Source organism: Bacillus sp. 3103sda1, assembly GCF_024159135.1.
Classification (GTDB): Bacteria; Bacillota; Bacilli; order Bacillales; family Bacillaceae_G; genus Bacillus_A; species Bacillus_A rhizoplanae.
Genome location: NZ_JAMYWS010000001.1, coordinates 216,862 through 235,294, shown reverse-complemented (window position 1 = coordinate 235,294; position 18,433 = coordinate 216,862). Strand labels below are relative to the sequence as shown.

The following is an 18,433-nucleotide window of genomic DNA, read 5'->3' as shown; positions in this document are numbered from 1 at the left end:
TTTAGTATGATTGAGAAATATAATCATGGCAAAGTTAAGAAATTATTTGAGGTGAAAACATTGATTCTACTACAAGTGAATAACCTTTCCAAGTTATACGCCGCTGAAGTGATTCTTTCAAACATTAAGCTAGAGGTACAGACGCGTGATCGCATTGCACTTGTCGGCCGTAACGGCGCTGGAAAGTCTACATTATTAAAGATTATTGCGGGAGAACTGTCCCATGACAGCGGAGAAATTATTAAACCGAAAGATGTATCTATCGGTTACTTAGCACAGCACACTGGTCTTGAAACATCATTAACCATTTGGGATGAAATGCTAACGGTATTTCTCGACTTGCAACGCATGGAGAAAGAACTCCGAAGGCTAGAACAAGAAATGGGGAAAGAAGAAAATTTCACAAATGTCACTGTACATGAAAGATTGTTAGCAGAGTATGATCGCCTGCAATTAGATTATAAAAATAAAGGCGGCTACCAATACGAAGCTGATATTCGCTCTGTTTTAAGCGGACTTGGCTTTCCTTCTGAGACACACGGAACTACAATCTCCACTTTAAGTGGTGGGCAAAAAACCCGTTTAGCTCTTGGCAAATTATTATTAACAAAACCAGATTTGCTTATTTTGGATGAGCCAACCAACCATTTAGATATCGATACATTAACGTGGCTGGAACAATATTTACAAGGCTATCCTGGTGCTATTTTAATCGTTTCACACGATCGATACTTTCTAGATAAACTCGTAACACAGGTGTATGAAATCTCTAATAAACAAAGTCGAAAATACACGGGGAACTACAGTAAGTATTTAGAACTTAAAGCATCGCTATACGAACAAGAGATGAAGCGTTATGAGAAACAGCAAGAAGAAGTCACAAAGTTACAAGACTTCATTCAAAAAAATATCGCCCGCGCTTCCACAACAAAACGGGCACAAAGTCGCCAAAAACAATTAAATCGTATGGAGCTTATGACAAAACCACTCGGTGATACAAAATCTGCTTCTTTCCACTTTGATATCGATAGGCAAAGTGGAAATGATGTACTACAAGTAAAAAATATCACAATTGGTTATAATAACGAGCCAATCATTGAGCACATTCATTTCCAATTAACGAGAGGTGATAGTGTTGCACTTGTAGGTCCAAATGGAATCGGAAAATCCACTTTATTAAAATCTCTTGTGGATAAACTTCGTCCTTTAAACGGCAGTTTTTCATTCGGCTCTAACGTTTCTATTGGATATTATGACCAAGAACAAGCAAACTTAACATCATCAAAACGCGTATTAGATGAACTTTGGGATGATTACCCGCTGCAACCAGAAAAAGAAATCCGCACAGTACTTGGAAACTTTTTATTTTCTGGTGATGATGTTTTAAAGCCAGTCTCTTCTTTAAGTGGTGGACAAAAAGCACGTTTAGCTCTTGCAAAACTTATGATGCAAAAATCAAATGTACTTATTTTAGATGAACCGACAAACCATTTAGACTTAAGTAGTAAAGAAATATTAGAAAATGCTCTTATTGATTTTCCAGGAACTATTTTATTTGTTTCTCATGACCGCTATTTCATTAATCGCATCGCCACAAAAGTTATTGAATTGTCAACAGACGGGGCAGCGGAATATCTAGGCGATTACGATTATTATATAGAAAAGAAAAATGAAATGTTAGAGCGGGCAGAACTTGAAGAACAAGAAACGAATAAACCTGCACAAAAACAAGTGGCGCAAGAAAAATTAAATTATATTGAAGAAAAAGAACGTAAAAAGCAAGAGCGCCAACGTACGCGTAGAATTGAGGAATTAGAAGAAAACATTGCTGCAATGGAAGAGCAAATCGCTACATTAGAAGAACAACTTTGTCTGCCTGAAGTATATGCTGATTACGAAAGAGCAAGTGATATTACAGCAGAAAAACAAACACTACAAGAACAATTAGAAGCATGTATGGAAGAATGGGAAGAATTACAAATATAAAAATAAAAAGGTTAGCAGTTACGCTGACCTTTTTATTTATCCACAGTGTTATTCACATATTCAATTTCATATTATCAAGCTAAATATTAATTTTTCCACATTATCCACAAATAAAATAATATTTATCCACAGTTTATACTCACAAAAAAACCTATATTATCAACAGATAATATAGGTTTTATCCACAGGTTGTGGTTAATTATGTGTATAAAGTGAAACTTTCATCTGTGGCCCCACTAACATTTAACTAAACTTATCTTCTTTAACGAGAGTCGAAAATTCAGTGTCTCATTAAACGCGGAATAACTATGATTCAATATCCAACCCAGGATTTGCATTTAATGCTAATGTTGCCCTCTTTCCTTGCTCATATGCAATCGTACCAGCTGCAGCAATCATAGCAGCGTTATCTGTGCATAAAGATAACGGTGGAATAATAAGCTCTATATCGTTTTTATTTGCAAACTCCTCTTCTAGTCGAGCCCGCAATCCTTTATTTGCCGCAACTCCTCCAGCAAGAAGCACTTGCTTCACGCCATACTCCTCCGCTGCTCGTACTGTTTTTGTTACTAACACATCAATTACACTTGCCTGAAAACTTGCAGCTAAATCTTCAGGTGTTAGTTCCTCTCCGCGCTGCTTAGCGTTATGCACAGTGTTAATAACTGCGGATTTTAAACCACTAAAACTAAAATCATAAGAATCTGGTTCCAGCCATGCACGAGGCAGATCGATTGTCGGCTCTCCTTCATGGGCAAGACGATCAATGTGCGGTCCACCTGGATATGGCAATGATAACGTACGTGCCACCTTGTCGTATGCTTCTCCTGCAGCATCATCTCTTGTTTCGCCAATTACTTCAAATGAACCATGCTCTTTCATATAAACAAGCTCTGTATGTCCACCAGATACAACGAGAGACAATAATGGAAACTGCAGTTCTTGTACTAAGCGATTTGCATAAATATGACCAGCAATATGATGCACGCCAACCAACGGGATACCATGTGCAAAAGCTACCGCTTTTGCTGCATTCACACCAATTAACAATGCCCCAACAAGGCCTGGCCCCTCTGTAACAGCAATTGCATCAATATCTTCAAACGTAATTTGCGCTTCTTTTAACGCTTCTTCTAATACAACCGTTATTTGTTCCACATGGTGACGAGATGCAATTTCCGGAACAACCCCGCCAAAACGTTTATGACTTTCAATTTGCGAAGCTACAATGTTCGCTAAAATTTCTCGTCCATTTTTCACAACTGCTACAGCTGTTTCATCACAGCTTGTTTCAATACCCAGTATAATTGTATCTTTTTTCATCATAAGTTCACCCACATTACAAGACCATCTTCATAATTGTCTGTATAGTATCTTTTGCGAATTCCGCCATTTTGAAAACCAAATTTCCGATATAACTTTTTTGCAACTTCATTTGAAACACGCACTTCAAGTGTCATCGTATTTGCTCCAAGAGCTCTCGCTTTGTTCATTACTTCTTGTAATAACACTTCTCCGAGCCTTTGACCACGGTATTGTGGTAATACCGCAATGTTCGTAATATGTGATTCATCAAGAACGACCCAAAGTCCGCAATAACCTAGAATTCCTTCCTCTGTTTCCAGTACAACGTAGTGTGCATACTCATTCATTTTTAATTCTCGTTCAAATGCTTCGGCAGTCCAAGGAGTCGCAAATGAAGCTTCTTCAATCGCAACAATTTGCGGAATATCCTCTTCCTTCATATTTCTAAATGTAATGTTCATTCATAAAACCCCTATTTCGTTTGACTTTCTAACCATTTTGCCTCTGCTTCTGCCAAACGAAGGTAACTTGGAACGAATGTATGCACAGATTGCTCTTCTTTCTGTAAGCCCAAGAAAGCTAATTCACTTGGGCGTGGATTATGTTTCGTCAGCGGGGCAAATACTGCTTGATCTCCTAAGTGTTCTACAATTGTATCTTTATGCTGTTCTACATCATTTCCGATAAATAAAATAGGTTGTCCTATCTCTTTTAACATTTGTAACCAATCGGCAATGAGAATAATACGATCCTCTTTCACAGATTGCAACTTTTGTTCTCTATATGTATACAATCCCGTATAAATTTGCTGACGACGACCATCAAATAACGGACAAATATACCCTGGGAAATTTATTCCGTTTGCTGCCAGCACTTCTAAACTTGATACACCAACAATCGGAATTTGCAATGACCAAGCTAATGTTTTTGCTACTGTTACACCAATACGAACACCTGTATAAGAGCCTGGACCAGCTGCTACAACGATTTTATTTAATTCTTTTGGTTTCACATTACATTCTTGTAAAAGTTGCTCTACTGCTGGCATTAGACGCACAGAGTGATTTTTTGTTAAATTTGTAATGATTTCTCCCACAACCATATTTCCATCAATAAGAGAAACTCCCATTACATAGTTAGAAGTATCAATTGCTAGTACTTTCATTTTGTAATAGCTCCTCACATAATCTAATATAACGTTCTCCGCTCGGCTCTAATACAATTTTTCTTGTACTATCCCCCGTGTGGAATAAACTGATTTTTAAAAGTGAAAGTGGTAAAAAAGACTCTATTAAATGCGCCCACTCCACCACTGTTACACCTTGACCATAAAAATATTCATCAAACCCTAAATCTTCTTCGCTCTCCGCTAGGCGGTATACATCCATATGATAAAGCGGTAATCGTCCTTTGTATTCTTTAATAATATTGAACGTTGGGCTATTCACAACACGTTTTACACCAAGACCTTTTGCAAGACCTTTTGTAAATGTTGTCTTACCTGCACCTAAGTCTCCTTCTAAAATCAAAACATCCTGCGCCTGAACTAATTGTCCAAGCTTTTCTGATAAATTCTGCGTTTCTTCTGAAGACATTGTTGTTATTTCATATTTATTCAAAGGTTTCACCTACCTTACTGTTAGTATTCCCTGCTCTTTATTATACAGATTTTTTATTTTTGTTTCAGTTTCGATTATATAAAAAAGACCTTAGGAGTTGTCCTAAGGATAAGATTGACTGTCTTATAAGTTTAATTAGAGTAAATAAAAAAACACGAAACATATTGTTTCGTTCTTTATATTATATAAGTGGCGGTCCCGACCGGGGTCGAACCGGCGATCTCCTGCGTGACAGGCAGGCATGTTAACCACTACACCACGGGACCATTTGGTTGCGGGGACAGGATTTGAACCTGCGACCTTCGGGTTATGAGCCCGACGAGCTACCAGACTGCTCCACCCCGCGATGATAATAAAGCCTGGCAACGTCCTACTCTCACAGGGACAAAGTCCCAACTACCATCGGCGCTAGAGAGCTTAACTTCCGTGTTCGGTATGGGAACGGGTGTGACCTCTCTGCCATCATTACCAGACTTATGAAGGTATATTCCTTCAAAACTAGATAACATTTGCTTCATATTATATGGTTAAGTCCTCGATCTATTAGTATTCGTCAGCTCCACATGTCACCATGCTTCCACCTCGAACCTATCAACCTGATCATCTTTCAGGGATCTTACTAGCTTAACGCTATGGGAAATCTCATCTTGAGGGGGGCTTCATGCTTAGATGCTTTCAGCACTTATCCCTTCCGCACATAGCTACCCAGCTATGCCCTTGGCAGAACAACTGGTACACCAGCGGTGCGTCCATCCCGGTCCTCTCGTACTAAGGACAGCTCCTCTCAAATTTCCTACGCCCACGACGGATAGGGACCGAACTGTCTCACGACGTTCTGAACCCAGCTCGCGTACCGCTTTAATGGGCGAACAGCCCAACCCTTGGGACCGACTACAGCCCCAGGATGCGATGAGCCGACATCGAGGTGCCAAACCTCCCCGTCGATGTGGACTCTTGGGGGAGATAAGCCTGTTATCCCCGGGGTAGCTTTTATCCGTTGAGCGATGGCCCTTCCATGCGGAACCACCGGATCACTAAGCCCGACTTTCGTCCCTGCTCGACTTGTAGGTCTCGCAGTCAAGCTCCCTTATGCCTTTGCACTCTACGAATGATTTCCAACCATTCTGAGGGAACCTTTGGGCGCCTCCGTTACTTTTTAGGAGGCGACCGCCCCAGTCAAACTGCCCACCTGACACTGTCTCCCGGGTCGATAAGACCCGTAGGTTAGAATTTCAATACAGCCAGGGCGGTATCCCACCAGCGCCTCCACCGAAGCTAGCGCTCCGGCTTCAAAGGCTCCCGCCTATCCTGTACAAGCTGTACCAAAATTCAATATCAGGCTACAGTAAAGCTCCACGGGGTCTTTCCGTCCTGTCGCGGGTAACCTGCATCTTCACAGGTACTATAATTTCACCGAGTCTCTGGTTGAGACAGTGCCCAAATCGTTACACCTTTCGTGCGGGTCGGAACTTACCCGACAAGGAATTTCGCTACCTTAGGACCGTTATAGTTACGGCCGCCGTTTACTGGGGCTTCAGTTCAGAGCTTCGCTTGCGCTAACCCCTCTCCTTAACCTTCCAGCACCGGGCAGGTGTCAGCCCCTATACTTCGCCTTACGGCTTCGCAGAGACCTGTGTTTTTGCTAAACAGTCGCTTGGGCCTATTCACTGCGGCTTTCCGTTAAGAAAGCACCCCTTCTCCCGAAGTTACGGGGTCATTTTGCCGAGTTCCTTAACCAGAGTTCTCTCGCACACCTTAGGATTCTCTCCTCGCCTACCTGTGTCGGTTTGCGGTACAGGCACCTTTTATCTCGCTAGAAGCTTTTCTTGGCAGCGGGGAATCAAAGACTTCGCTCCATAAGGAGCTTCCCCATCACAGCTCAGCCTTTGCGGTAAGCGGATTTGCCTACTTACCAGCCTAACTGCTTGGACGTGCACAACCAATCGCACGCTTCTTCTATCCTTCTGCGTCCCTCCATTGCTCAAACGATAAAGAGGTGGTACAGGAATATCAACCTGTTGTCCATCGCCTACGCCTGTCGGCCTCGGCTTAGGTCCTGACTAACCCTGAGCGGACGAGCCTTCCTCAGGAAACCTTAGGCATTCGGTGGACGGGATTCTCACCCGTCTTTCGCTACTCATACCGGCATTCTCACTTCTAAGCGCTCCACCAGTCCTTACGATCTGACTTCACAGCACTTAGAACGCTCCCCTACCACTGATACCATAGGTATCAATCCGCAGCTTCGGTGGTGTATTTAGCCCCGGTACATTTTCGGCGCAGAGTCACTCGACTAGTGAGCTATTACGCACTCTTTAAATGGTGGCTGCTTCTAAGCCAACATCCTAGTTGTCTAAGCAACTCCACATCCTTTTCCACTTAATACACACTTTGGGACCTTAGCTGGCGGTCTGGGCTGTTTCCCTTTTGACTACGGATCTTATCACTCGCAGTCTGACTCCCAAGGATAAGTCATTGGCATTCGGAGTTTGACTGAATTCGGTAATCCGATGAGGACCCCTAGTTCAATCAGTGCTCTACCTCCAAGACTCTCACACTTGAGGCTAGCCCTAAAGCTATTTCGGGGAGAACCAGCTATCTCCAGGTTCGATTGGAATTTCTCCGCTACCCACACCTCATCCCCGCACTTTTCAACGTGCGTGGGTTCGGGCCTCCATTCAGTGTTACCTGAACTTCACCCTGGACATGGGTAGATCACCTGGTTTCGGGTCTACGACCACGTACTAAACGCCCTATTCAGACTCGCTTTCGCTACGGCTCCGCCTCTTCAGCTTAACCTCGCACGGGATCGTAACTCGCCGGTTCATTCTACAAAAGGCACGCCATCACCCGTTAACGGGCTCTGACTATTTGTAGGCACACGGTTTCAGGATCTCTTTCACTCCCCTTCCGGGGTGCTTTTCACCTTTCCCTCACGGTACTGGTTCACTATCGATCACTAGGTAGTATTTAGCCTTGGGAGATGGTCCTCCCGGATTCCGACGGAATTTCACGTGTTCCGCCGTACTCAGGATACATTCAAGAGGGAACGAAGTTTCAACTACAGGGTTGTTACCTTCTATGACGAGCCTTTCCAGGCTGCTTCGTCTACCTCGTTCCTTTGTAACTCCGTATAGAATGTCCTACAACCCCAAGAGGCAAGCCTCTTGGTTTGGGCTAGATTCCGTTTCGCTCGCCGCTACTCAGGAAATCGCATTTGCTTTCTCTTCCTCCAGGTACTTAGATGTTTCAGTTCCCTGGGTCTGTCTTCTTTACCCTATGTATTCAGATAAAGATACCATACCATTACGTATGGTGGGTTTCCCCATTCGGAAATCTCCGGATCAAAGCTTACTTACAGCTCCCCGAAGCATATCGGTGTTAGTCCCGTCCTTCATCGACTCCTAGTGTCAAGGCATCCACCGTGCGCCCTTTCTAACTTAACCAAAATTAAAAAAATATGAGCTACACTGTTATCTAGTTTTCAAAGAACATATATTTTCGAGAGATAGTTCTCTCAAAACTGAACAAAACGAAACACGGAAACTTATATTGATGAACAGCGTTCATCAATTCTCCATAGAAAGGAGGTGATCCAGCCGCACCTTCCGATACGGCTACCTTGTTACGACTTCACCCCAATCATCTGTCCCACCTTAGGCGGCTGGCTCCAAAAAGGTTACCCCACCGACTTCGGGTGTTACAAACTCTCGTGGTGTGACGGGCGGTGTGTACAAGGCCCGGGAACGTATTCACCGCGGCATGCTGATCCGCGATTACTAGCGATTCCAGCTTCATGTAGGCGAGTTGCAGCCTACAATCCGAACTGAGAACGGTTTTATGAGATTAGCTCCACCTCGCGGTCTTGCGACTCTTTGTACCGTCCATTGTAGCACGTGTGTAGCCCAGGTCATAAGGGGCATGATGATTTGACGTCATCCCCACCTTCCTCCGGTTTGTCACCGGCAGTCACCTTAGAGTGCCCAACTTAATGATGGCAACTAAGATCAAGGGTTGCGCTCGTTGCGGGACTTAACCCAACATCTCACGACACGAGCTGACGACAACCATGCACCACCTGTCACTCTGCTCCCGAAGGAGAAGCCCTATCTCTAGGGTTGTCAGAGGATGTCAAGACCTGGTAAGGTTCTTCGCGTTGCTTCGAATTAAACCACATGCTCCACCGCTTGTGCGGGCCCCCGTCAATTCCTTTGAGTTTCAGCCTTGCGGCCGTACTCCCCAGGCGGAGTGCTTAATGCGTTAACTTCAGCACTAAAGGGCGGAAACCCTCTAACACTTAGCACTCATCGTTTACGGCGTGGACTACCAGGGTATCTAATCCTGTTTGCTCCCCACGCTTTCGCGCCTCAGTGTCAGTTGCAGACCAGAAAGTCGCCTTCGCCACTGGTGTTCCTCCATATCTCTACGCATTTCACCGCTACACATGGAATTCCACTTTCCTCTTCTGCACTCAAGTCTCCCAGTTTCCAATGACCCTCCACGGTTGAGCCGTGGGCTTTCACATCAGACTTAAGAAACCACCTGCGCGCGCTTTACGCCCAATAATTCCGGATAACGCTTGCCACCTACGTATTACCGCGGCTGCTGGCACGTAGTTAGCCGTGGCTTTCTGGTTAGGTACCGTCAAGGTGCCAGCTTATTCAACTAGCACTTGTTCTTCCCTAACAACAGAGCTTTACGACCCGAAGGCCTTCATCGCTCACGCGGCGTTGCTCCGTCAGACTTTCGTCCATTGCGGAAGATTCCCTACTGCTGCCTCCCGTAGGAGTCTGGGCCGTGTCTCAGTCCCAGTGTGGCCGATCACCCTCTCAGGTCGGCTACGCATCGTCGCCTTGGTGAGCCGTTACCTCACCAACTAGCTAATGCGCCGCAGGTCCATCTATAAGTGACAGCCGAAGCCGCCTTTCAATTTCGCACCATGCGGTGCAAAATGTTATCCGGTATTAGCCCCGGTTTCCCGGAGTTATCCCAGTCTTATAGGCAGGTTACCTACGTGTTACTCACCCGTCCGCCGCTAACTTCTTAAGAGCAAGCTCTTAATTGGTTCGCTCGACTTGCATGTATTAGGCACGCCGCCAGCGTTCATCCTGAGCCAGGATCAAACTCTCCAATAAAGTGTTTGTCTAGCATCATAAATAAAAATTGACGTTTCACGTTGTTTGTTTCGTTCAGTTTTCAAAGAACTAAAAGCGGGTGAAGAGAATCGAACTCTCGACCAGAGCTTGGAAGGCTCTTGTTTTACCACTAAACTACACCCGCATGGTCGGGAAGACAGGATTCGAACCTGCGACCCCCTGGTCCCAAACCAGGTGCTCTACCAAGCTGAGCCACTTCCCGTAATTGGCGCGCCCGAGAGGACTCGAACCCCTAACCTTTTGATCCGTAGTCAAACGCTCTATCCAATTGAGCTACGGGCGCTTAATGTATGTTGTTTGTTTTTTGCGACTTTATTAATATACCATGGTGGTAAGATTAATGCAAGCATTTTTTATTTCTTTTTTTGGTGCGGCCGAGAGGACTTGAACCTCCACGGGGTTGCCCCCACTAGGCCCTCAACCTAGCGCGTCTGCCATTCCGCCACGACCGCATATGCGGGTGAAGGGAGTCGAACCCCCACGCCAAAGGCGCCAGATCCTAAGTCTGGTGCGTCTGCCAATTCCGCCACACCCGCGAAATGAAATAAATGGTGAGCCATGAAGGACTCGAACCTTCGACCCTCTGATTAAAAGTCAGATGCTCTACCAACTGAGCTAATGGCTCTTAAATGGCTGGGCTAGCTGGATTCGAACCAGCGCATGACGGAGTCAAAGTCCGTTGCCTTACCGCTTGGCTATAGCCCATCGATTTAATCGAATAAATTAACATCTTTGAGGATATCACTTAAATTCGCTTCACAAGATTTTCTAGTGACAAAATACACTTTATCATACCCTCTAACAAAAAAATAACTTCCATTAGAAGTTTAAATGGCGGTCCCGACCGGGGTCGAACCGGCGATCTCCTGCGTGACAGGCAGGCATGTTAACCACTACACCACGGGACCATTTGGTTGCGGGGACAGGATTTGAACCTGCGACCTTCGGGTTATGAGCCCGACGAGCTACCGAACTGCTCCACCCCGCGATGATATTTATAAATTTATATGGTGGAGGATGACGGGATCGAACCGCCGACCCCCTGCTTGTAAGGCAGGTGCTCTCCCAGCTGAGCTAATCCTCCGAAGTGGTGACCCGTACGGGATTCGAACCCGTGTTACCGCCGTGAAAGGGCGGTGTCTTAACCACTTGACCAACGGGCCAAAATTATGGCAGAGAAGAAGGGATTCGAACCCTCGCACCGCGTAAGCGATCTACTCCCTTAGCAGGGGAGCCCCTTGAGCCACTTGGGTACTTCTCTATATTATATGGCTCCGCAGGTAGGACTCGAACCTACGACCGATCGGTTAACAGCCGATAGCTCTACCACTGAGCTACTGCGGAATAAGAAAGACATTTTTCATCTTATAAAAAATCATTTTACAAGTCAAGCACTTCTTACAATATCTTGTAGTGAGCTGACATGTTTATACTATACTGGATTGATTTTTAACTGTCAAGGTGTTTTTTCACCTGCTTCAAACGTCCTTTACACTTTCCGCAAACGTAGCAATTTGTATTTATTCTTCTCCTTCTTATGTATTGGAAGCCACACGATAAACAAACATATACGTATTGTTTTTTCTCTTTCCTCTCATCAGGAATTCTTTTGCAAAAACGCGGCGCATCTACCTTATTCAACAACTCACGAAAATCTCTGTCTCTATGTTGATACCCTTTCCCCATAAGATGTAAATGATAATGACAAAGCTCATGCTTAATTACTGCAATTAATTCCTTTTCTCCATAAGCTTGATAATAATGATAATTTAATTCTATATTGTGTGTCTCTAACATATATCGCCCACCTGTCGTACGTAAACGTTTATTAAATGTCGCTTTATGCAAAAAAGGCCTCGCAAAATATTCTACTGATATTTTCTCCACCAATCTCTGAATATCTATTCCCTGCATCCGCATCTCTCCTACTTATAACTAAAATAAATTCACACGTCTTATCTGTCCCCTGCATACATTAAATAGTACATATACCCATCCTCATTTCTGTAAAAGGAGGGATTCATATGCCAGCATGGCTTCGTAAACAAATGCGGCGTGCTTATTATGAAAAAAACCGATATCAAATCAAATTACTTAACGAATGCTGGTTTTTTTATAAAAAAAAGCAATATCCTTAGTAAATAAAGGGAGCGGAACATCCCTCCACTCCCTTTTCATGTATCCGACACTTAATGGATAGCAGCTCCTATTAGCAAATTAACTCTCAGTGTAGAATGAAGAAAGCCACAATGATTCCTTTTACTTCATCACTCTATTGGTAGCATAGATAAAGCGACGCGTCCTTTTTTCATATCAACCTCATCGACCCACACTTTTACAATTTGTCCGACAGACACGATATCTAATGGATGTTTTACAAACTGCTTACTCATTTTTGAAATATGAACTAATCCATCTTGCTTCACACCAATATCAACAAAAGCACCAAAATCGACAACATTACGAACTGTACCTTCCAATTCCATGCCTCGTTTTAAATCTTCTAGTTTTAAAATACCTTTCTTAAGAAGCGGCTTCGGTAATTCATCACGTAAATCTCGCTCTGGACGAATAAGAGCATCAATAATATCTCGCAAGGTCGGTTCACCAATGTTTGTTTGCTCTGATAATGATGGAATTTCTACTTCTTCTAAACGCTTCTGCAAATGAGGTTGTCCAACATCTGCAATAGATAATCCTAAGCTTTTCAATAACAGCTCTACATTCTTATATTGCTCCGGATGAATACTTGTTCGATCAAGTGGATTTTCACCTTCTAGAACACGTAAAAAACCGATACATTGTTCATATGTCTTTGCACCTAATCGCGGTATATCTTTCAGCTCAGCACGTTTTATAAATTTCCCGCTCTCTTCGCGTTTTTTTACAATGTTTTTCGCAACTGTTTTTGATAAACCAGAAACATATTGCAATAAGGAAACAGAAGCAGTATTTACATTCACTCCAACTTGGTTTACAGCTGTTTCAACAACAAATGTTAATGATTCATTCAACTGTTTTTGTGATACATCATGTTGATATTGCCCTACACCAACAGACTTTGGATCAATCTTTACTAATTCTGCAAGCGGATCTTGCAAACGTCTTCCAATGGAAACAGCGCTTCTTTCTTCAACTTGCAAATCAGGAAACTCTTCCCTTGCTAAGTCTGATGCTGAATATACACTCGCACCAGCTTCATTGACAATAATGTAAAATACATCACGTGTAACTGCTTGTAATACATCTACTACAAACTCTTCCGTTTCACGAGAAGCTGTACCATTTCCAATTGCAACTACTTCTACTTCATACTTTTCTAAAATTGAAATACATTTCTTTTTCGCCTCTTCATATTTCCTAACAGGCGGATGTGGATAGATAACGTCGATATGAAGTACTTTTCCCGTATCATCTACGACGGCAAGTTTACACCCCGTACGATATGCTGGATCTACAGCTAATACAAACTTCCCTTTCATCGGCGGTTGTAACAATAAATTCCTTAAGTTCTCTGAAAAAATATGAATCGCTTGTTCTTCCGCTATCTCTGTTAACTCTTTACGAATTTCTCTTTCAATAGATGGTTGAATTAAACGCTTGTAACCATCTTCAATCGCCTCTTGCACATAAGAAGTACTTGGCGCGTATGATTTATGAATTACTTTTTTATGTAAGAACTGAATGATTTCTTCAACCGGAGGAACGATTGCTACTTTTAAAATTTCTTCTTTTTCACCGCGATTCATGGCTAATACACGATGAGGTACAACTTTTTGTACTGGCTCTTCATAGCTGTAATACATTTCGTATACATTCTTTTCATCTTTTTCTTCATCTTTTACAACTGCTGAAATGGTTCCTTTTCTAAAAGTAGTATTACGAATCCAACTGCGATAAGATGCTTCATCAGATACGTATTCTGCGATAATATCTTTTGCACCTTGTAACGCTTCTTCTGGTGAATGAACTTCTTTCTCTTCATTTACGAATACTTTTGCTCTTTCCAACGCATCATCCTTCGCAAACGTTAATAACCAATCCGCTAAAGGTTCTAACCCTTTCTCTTTTGCAATCGTTGCTTTTGTTCTTCGTTTTTCTTTATATGGACGATATAAATCTTCCACTTCTTGTAGTTTTGTTGCAGATACAATGTTACGACGCAACTCTTCTGTAAGCTTTCCCTTTTCATGAATTAAACGCAACACTTCTTCTTTACGATTTTCAAGTTGAGTGACATACTGCCATCTTTCTAAAATCGAACGAATTTGCACCTCATCTAATGAGTTTGTCCACTCTTTCCGATAACGAGCAATAAATGGAACTGTATTACCCTCCTCTGTTAATTGAATAACATGACGTACTTGCTTCTCTGAAAAATTCAATTCTTTCGCTAACATTTTCATTAACTCTTGACGGTCATCTACCATTTCCATTTGCAACAAAACCTCCTTAATAATAAAAAAAGTTGCTCTTAAAAGAGAGCAACTTCAATGTTGAACTAAAAATCTATCAGTCCTAAACTAATTTGCAGAGCTTCATCTACACGATTCATCATCAGATCGTCTAACTGAGTGATTTTGTCCGTTAAGCGCTGCTTATCGATTGTTCGAATCTGTTCGAGCAAGATAACAGAATCTCTCTCAAATCCATACTTTTTTGCATCAATCTCCACATGGGTGGGCAATTTCGCTTTCTGAATCTGTGCAGTAATGGCCGCCACAATCACAGTAGGACTAAAACGATTCCCAATGTCATTTTGAATGACCAGAACCGGACGAACGCCTCCTTGCTCAGAACCAACAACTGGGGAAAGGTCTGCAAAATACACGTCGCCGCGTTTTACAATCAAAAGATTACCCCCCGCTAACTAAGCGTTCTACTGTATGAGCTGCTTCATACTCCGCTAAGAAAGCTTCAGATGCAATACCAAGATTAATTTTTCCCATTTCAATGTACCCACGTCGCATTGATTCATGCTGGTAGCGCTTCTTTGTTTTATGTTGGCGCAATAGCAATTGTGTTGCCTGGCAAATAAGTTCATGGCGATTCTTATTCTCTTGTTTTCCAATTCCGTCTAATTCTGTTACCACTTGTTTTGGCAACCGAACAACGATTTCAGTAGTTACACTTGATTCGGACACAAAAATACACCTCCACCGTCAACTACACACACACATATATATGACACCTATTGTAATAATACCATTGTATGAAGCCTGTTGCAAAGACTTCCTGATTTCTTGTTTTATGTTTTCCAATTTGGAAATAAAACATTCACTTCCTTGTACTTTTCTATGTCCTTCTTCCAAATTGAGTTTCTTAGCTTGTCAAAAAGGGACATACTCACCTTTTTATAAAGGTACACTTGAACTATAGAATTCTCATCTTATATGCCATTTAAATAATTTACAACCTCTACAACTTTTCCATTTTTTACATATACACGCGGAACACGAAAACTAATTGTTGCAATAATTTCATAGTTAATTGTCTCTGAATACTCGGCAACCTCATTAGCACTAATATACCGATCATTTTGTCTTCCAATTAGAGTAACTTTTGTTCCAAGCGGCACTTCATATGGTACATGAATCATCATCATATCCATTGTAACCCTGCCTACAATCGGCACTCTTATATCATTTACAAGCACCTTGAACCCCTGCAACCTACGTAACCAACCGTCAGCATATCCAACAGGCAATGTGGCAATCCATTCTTCTGTTTTCGCTCGATAAGTAACGTTATAACTAATTCCAGCATCTTTTGTCACCTGTTTTATATGTGTAACCGTTGTATGCCAAGATAATGCAGGATCAAGCTTAATCGGTAAAAAAGGATGGATTTGCATAGATGAGAGCAACCCATACATTGCAATCCCTATTCTGACAGCGTTAAAAGTAACACTTTGAAAACGTAAAGTTGCCACACTATTAGCTGTATGAATAAATTTTGGGGTTAATCCAAATTCTTTTAGCCAACTTAATTGTTCCAAAAACATATTATACTGCTTATCAAAATAAGCTGTCTCCGCTTCATCAGCTGTTGCAAAGTGAGTATAAACCCCTTCTAATTTTAAAAAAGGCGCACTTTGTAAACTTTTTAGAAACCTTTTCAATTCATCTTTTCTACGAATTCCAATTCTCCCCATACCGCTATCAAATTTAAGATGAAAATGGAGTGACCTTGAAGAATCCCACACCTTTTCCGCTTTTTCTATCCATTCTTTTTGAAACACAGTTAATGTAATCTCATTCTCTGCTGCCACATTAACGTCTTCCGGACGTGAAGAACCTAATACTAAAATAGGAACTGTAATTCCAGCTCTTCTTAAGACAAGAGCTTCATCCAGGAATGCAACAGCTAATTTTGTGGCTCCTGCTGTTAACGCTGTATTTGCAACTTGCACTGATCCATGACCATATGCATTTGCTTTCACAACAGCAAAAATCTCCACATTTTTCGGAATGATGGATTTAATACGAGTCAAATTATCATAAATCGCATCTAAATTTACCTCTACCCACGTATCACGATAAAATGGCGATTTTTCCATCCAGAAAAAACACTTCCTTTATACGATATGCAAAGCTTATTCTTTTATATTCACTTTTTTTCTTACCTTTATTCCATCATATTAAGCACCGCTTTCATCAACAGATTCTACATATCAAAAATACTATTTGTTAAATCGTCATAAGGCGGAACTTCCATCAGTGGGGTTTTCTTCATCCACCACTGATGGAAAGCCCGCCCAATTGGGCTCTTACGGGATAAAAAACGTGGTGTACTCTGTAGCCACCACGTCTTAGTCGTTTACTTCACTTGTTTTTGAGTCACAGAGCGCGCTACCATTAACAACTCATCTTGTTTTAAACCTTTTGATACAAGCATATACTCGACTCCATTATGTGACCATGTAACAGAATCTTTTGTTAATGCACCAATTGCGAAACCTAAATCAACAGGCTCCCCATTCATATTTTGCAATGCGATAGTTGGTGCTACCTTCGCTTTTTCTTGTATTAATGTAAAACTCTTCTTATTGTCAGTGTACGTAAGAATACTACGTTTACCACTGTCTGTCTTAAATTCTTTCTCCTCTTTTAAAGTCATACCTTGCGGCGTATCACTTGGGTATAACACAGCAAATGACTTCTCTTCTTGTGCTGTCGTTTGTATATCGACTTGCGCTCTAGACATATTTTGTTTCGTATCAAACGCGCCTTTATCAAATTTTGTATCAAACTTTACTTTAGAAAAATCTACTTGCACAAGAACATTTTGATCATTGTCCATCAATTTCACCGAAACAGGTGCTAAATCTTTTTTATTAAATGTAATTTGTTGCCTTGGCAACATATTTTGATGATGATAGTTTGTTTTCGTTTCAAACACATAATATTTGTCTGTTTTCTTAAATGAACGGTCCTTATCGTTCAAAATATCCCTGACAAGTGATTCATATAAATATGCTTGGCTGCTATTTTGCGGCCAATCACTTTGAAAACGAAAACTTTTATTTAAAGACGGGGTAAGAACGAATACACCTTCATCATTTCGTAAAATAATCTGGCTTTGATCTTTCTTTGCATTTTTCAAATTCACTCGGTAATACGAGGGTTTTTTATACCAAACCTCAACGTCATATACTTGGGGTTCATTTCCTGTTTTAATTGATAATTTCGCTTCCGCTTGATAGCTTTTCATATCTTTTACTCTTTCATTCAAGTCTTGCACAACATCTTCCTTCTTCTTCTCCATACAGCCCGCTAACAGAAAAACGGTCAACAAACCGACAATAAACAAAAATAGCCGCCTTTTCATATGTTCAGCCCCTTTGTCTCAATAAGTAAGTGGAAGAAAACCTCTTCCTTAACGCTACTCAAATATATGAGACAAAGAGATGAAATATGCAGACTAGCTTGACGGGCTTTCTAAAATGACTTGCGCCACCGCAAACTCTCGGCTATGGCTAATCGAAAGATGAATAGTATGATTTGTATTTGCAAGTAAAATCGGTTTTCCTCTTTCATCATTCGTGATTTCAATATGTAAAAAGCTAACCTCTTTTCCAATTCCAGTACCAAGCGCTTTCGAGTATGCTTCTTTTGCCGCAAAGCGTCCTGCAACAAATTCACTACGCCTCTTTCCTTTTAACGAATGTGCTACTTGGCGCTCTTTTTCTGTTAAAATACGCTCTATAAATTTCGGTTGCCCCTCTATCATCTTTTCAATTCTTTCAATTTCAATAATATCGATTCCAATCCCTACAATCATATCCTTACGTTCCTTCCTTCTATTCTCTTCCTCATTTTCATATTGTAAGAATAACAGACAATCCGTTAACAGCAAAAGGGGTGA

The 18,433-nt window shown here is 41.8% G+C and carries 13 protein-coding genes, 15 tRNA genes and 3 rRNA genes; 2 read left to right on the top strand and 29 right to left on the bottom strand.

Going from position 1 to position 18,433, the window contains the following annotated elements; genetic code table 11:
- The first annotated feature begins 60 nt into the window (after positions 1-60).
- On the top strand, positions 61-1,986 hold the full coding sequence (locus NKR74_RS01360) for an ABC-F family ATP-binding cassette domain-containing protein (RefSeq protein WP_218007850.1): 1,926 nt from the start codon (positions 61-63) through the stop codon (positions 1,984-1,986).
- Between the two features lie 306 nt (positions 1,987-2,292).
- Here NKR74_RS01360 and tsaD read toward each other — a convergent pair whose 3' ends face one another.
- The 23 genes from tsaD to NKR74_RS01245 form a co-directional block, all read right to left on the bottom strand.
- Positions 2,293-3,309 carry a tRNA (adenosine(37)-N6)-threonylcarbamoyltransferase complex transferase subunit TsaD gene (tsaD, locus tag NKR74_RS01355; RefSeq protein ID WP_253628403.1) on the bottom strand — a complete coding sequence of 339 codons (1,017 nt, stop codon included), beginning with the start codon at positions 3,307-3,309 and terminating at the stop codon, positions 2,293-2,295.
- Complete coding sequence (gene rimI, locus NKR74_RS01350; RefSeq protein ID WP_098309786.1) at positions 3,309-3,752, bottom strand: ribosomal protein S18-alanine N-acetyltransferase; 444 nt, start codon at positions 3,750-3,752, stop codon at positions 3,309-3,311. The genes tsaD and rimI overlap by 1 nt, the downstream gene beginning before the upstream one ends.
- 11 nt (positions 3,753-3,763) lie before the next feature.
- Positions 3,764-4,456, bottom strand: a complete 693-nt coding sequence (tsaB, locus tag NKR74_RS01345; protein WP_098309787.1) for a tRNA (adenosine(37)-N6)-threonylcarbamoyltransferase complex dimerization subunit type 1 TsaB — start codon at positions 4,454-4,456, stop codon at positions 3,764-3,766.
- Complete coding sequence (gene tsaE / locus NKR74_RS01340) at positions 4,437-4,910, bottom strand: tRNA (adenosine(37)-N6)-threonylcarbamoyltransferase complex ATPase subunit type 1 TsaE (RefSeq protein ID WP_098309788.1); 474 nt, start codon at positions 4,908-4,910, stop codon at positions 4,437-4,439. The genes tsaB and tsaE overlap by 20 nt, the downstream gene beginning before the upstream one ends.
- Before the next feature lie 190 nt (positions 4,911-5,100).
- Positions 5,101-5,176 (bottom strand) — tRNA-Asp (locus tag NKR74_RS01335).
- 3 nt (positions 5,177-5,179) lie between these two features.
- Positions 5,180-5,256: transfer RNA gene (locus tag NKR74_RS01330), tRNA-Met, on the bottom strand.
- Between the two features lie 11 nt (positions 5,257-5,267).
- Positions 5,268-5,383: ribosomal RNA gene (rrf, locus tag NKR74_RS01325) — 5S ribosomal RNA — on the bottom strand.
- 50 nt (positions 5,384-5,433) lie between these two features.
- A 23S ribosomal RNA gene (locus NKR74_RS01320) occupies positions 5,434-8,356 on the bottom strand.
- Between the two features lie 137 nt (positions 8,357-8,493).
- Positions 8,494-10,045 (bottom strand): 16S ribosomal RNA (locus NKR74_RS01315).
- Together the 16S, 23S and 5S rRNA genes with 15 tRNA genes alongside form the textbook arrangement of a ribosomal RNA operon.
- 74 nt (positions 10,046-10,119) lie before the next feature.
- Positions 10,120-10,190 (bottom strand) — tRNA-Gly (locus NKR74_RS01310).
- A 1-nt stretch (position 10,191) separates the two neighbouring features.
- Positions 10,192-10,268: transfer RNA gene (locus NKR74_RS01305), tRNA-Pro, on the bottom strand.
- Positions 10,269-10,272: 4 nt separating this feature from the next.
- Positions 10,273-10,349, bottom strand: a tRNA-Arg gene (locus NKR74_RS01300).
- Between the two features lie 83 nt (positions 10,350-10,432).
- Positions 10,433-10,518 (bottom strand) — tRNA-Leu (locus NKR74_RS01295).
- A 3-nt stretch (positions 10,519-10,521) separates the two neighbouring features.
- Positions 10,522-10,602, bottom strand: a tRNA-Leu gene (locus NKR74_RS01290).
- 13 nt (positions 10,603-10,615) lie between these two features.
- Positions 10,616-10,691 (bottom strand) — tRNA-Lys (locus tag NKR74_RS01285).
- 5 nt (positions 10,692-10,696) lie between these two features.
- A tRNA-Gln gene (locus tag NKR74_RS01280) sits at positions 10,697-10,771 on the bottom strand.
- 127 nt (positions 10,772-10,898) lie between these two features.
- Positions 10,899-10,974: transfer RNA gene (locus NKR74_RS01275), tRNA-Asp, on the bottom strand.
- Between the two features lie 3 nt (positions 10,975-10,977).
- Positions 10,978-11,054, bottom strand: a tRNA-Met gene (locus NKR74_RS01270).
- 20 nt (positions 11,055-11,074) lie between these two features.
- Positions 11,075-11,150, bottom strand: a tRNA-Val gene (locus NKR74_RS01265).
- 4 nt (positions 11,151-11,154) lie between these two features.
- A tRNA-Glu gene (locus NKR74_RS01260) sits at positions 11,155-11,229 on the bottom strand.
- 7 nt (positions 11,230-11,236) lie between these two features.
- A tRNA-Ser gene (locus NKR74_RS01255) sits at positions 11,237-11,327 on the bottom strand.
- A gap of 8 nt (positions 11,328-11,335) precedes the next feature.
- A tRNA-Asn gene (locus NKR74_RS01250) sits at positions 11,336-11,410 on the bottom strand.
- Positions 11,411-11,515: 105 nt separating this feature from the next.
- Positions 11,516-11,980 carry a SprT family protein gene (locus NKR74_RS01245; protein WP_253628402.1) on the bottom strand — a complete coding sequence of 155 codons (465 nt, stop codon included), beginning with the start codon at positions 11,978-11,980 and terminating at the stop codon, positions 11,516-11,518.
- Positions 11,981-12,090: 110 nt separating this feature from the next.
- Here NKR74_RS01245 and cmpA point away from each other — a divergent pair, with 110 nt between their 5' ends.
- Positions 12,091-12,204: a cortex morphogenetic protein CmpA gene (cmpA, locus tag NKR74_RS01240; protein WP_098309274.1), complete on the top strand. Its 114-nt coding sequence runs from the start codon at positions 12,091-12,093 to the stop codon at positions 12,202-12,204.
- A gap of 129 nt (positions 12,205-12,333) precedes the next feature.
- Here cmpA and NKR74_RS01235 read toward each other — a convergent pair whose 3' ends face one another.
- The 6 genes from NKR74_RS01235 to acpS all read right to left on the bottom strand — a co-directional run bounded on the left by NKR74_RS01235 (position 12,334) and on the right by acpS (position 18,349).
- Positions 12,334-14,502, bottom strand: a complete 2,169-nt coding sequence (locus NKR74_RS01235; RefSeq protein WP_253628401.1) for a Tex family protein — start codon at positions 14,500-14,502, stop codon at positions 12,334-12,336.
- Positions 14,503-14,567: 65 nt separating this feature from the next.
- Complete coding sequence (ndoA, locus tag NKR74_RS01230; protein WP_020063273.1) at positions 14,568-14,918, bottom strand: type II toxin-antitoxin system endoribonuclease NdoA; 351 nt, start codon at positions 14,916-14,918, stop codon at positions 14,568-14,570.
- Between the two features lie 4 nt (positions 14,919-14,922).
- The gene (locus tag NKR74_RS01225) at positions 14,923-15,210 is read right to left on the bottom strand and encodes an antitoxin EndoAI (RefSeq protein ID WP_000004571.1); all 288 of its coding nucleotides are present in this window, start codon (positions 15,208-15,210) and stop codon (positions 14,923-14,925) included.
- 245 nt (positions 15,211-15,455) lie between these two features.
- Positions 15,456-16,625 carry an alanine racemase gene (gene alr, locus NKR74_RS01220; RefSeq protein WP_253628400.1) on the bottom strand — a complete coding sequence of 390 codons (1,170 nt, stop codon included), beginning with the start codon at positions 16,623-16,625 and terminating at the stop codon, positions 15,456-15,458.
- 260 nt (positions 16,626-16,885) lie between these two features.
- Positions 16,886-17,833 (bottom strand): LolA family protein, encoded by a 948-nt coding sequence (locus NKR74_RS01215; RefSeq protein ID WP_253631060.1) that lies wholly within the window; start codon positions 17,831-17,833, stop codon positions 16,886-16,888.
- 156 nt (positions 17,834-17,989) lie between these two features.
- Positions 17,990-18,349, bottom strand: a complete 360-nt coding sequence (gene acpS / locus NKR74_RS01210; protein WP_098309278.1) for a holo-ACP synthase — start codon at positions 18,347-18,349, stop codon at positions 17,990-17,992.
- Between the last annotated feature and the right edge of the window lie 84 nt (positions 18,350-18,433).

Coding starts and splice junctions, on each gene's coding strand:
- tsaD (WP_253628403.1), bottom strand. CDS start 3,309: ATGAAAAAAGATACAATTATACTGGGTATTGAAACAAGCTGTGATGAA.
- rimI (WP_098309786.1), bottom strand. CDS start 3,752: ATGAACATTACATTTAGAAATATGAAGGAAGAGGATATTCCGCAAATT.
- tsaB (WP_098309787.1), bottom strand. CDS start 4,456: ATGAAAGTACTAGCAATTGATACTTCTAACTATGTAATGGGAGTTTCT.
- NKR74_RS01245 (WP_253628402.1), bottom strand. CDS start 11,980: ATGCAGGGAATAGATATTCAGAGATTGGTGGAGAAAATATCAGTAGAA.
- cmpA (WP_098309274.1), top strand. CDS start 12,091: ATGCCAGCATGGCTTCGTAAACAAATGCGGCGTGCTTATTATGAAAAA.
- NKR74_RS01235 (WP_253628401.1), bottom strand. CDS start 14,502: ATGGAAATGGTAGATGACCGTCAAGAGTTAATGAAAATGTTAGCGAAA.
- alr (WP_253628400.1), bottom strand. CDS start 16,625: ATGGAAAAATCGCCATTTTATCGTGATACGTGGGTAGAGGTAAATTTA.
- NKR74_RS01215 (WP_253631060.1), bottom strand. CDS start 17,833: ATGGAGAAGAAGAAGGAAGATGTTGTGCAAGACTTGAATGAAAGAGTA.
- acpS (WP_098309278.1), bottom strand. CDS start 18,349: ATGATTGTAGGGATTGGAATCGATATTATTGAAATTGAAAGAATTGAA.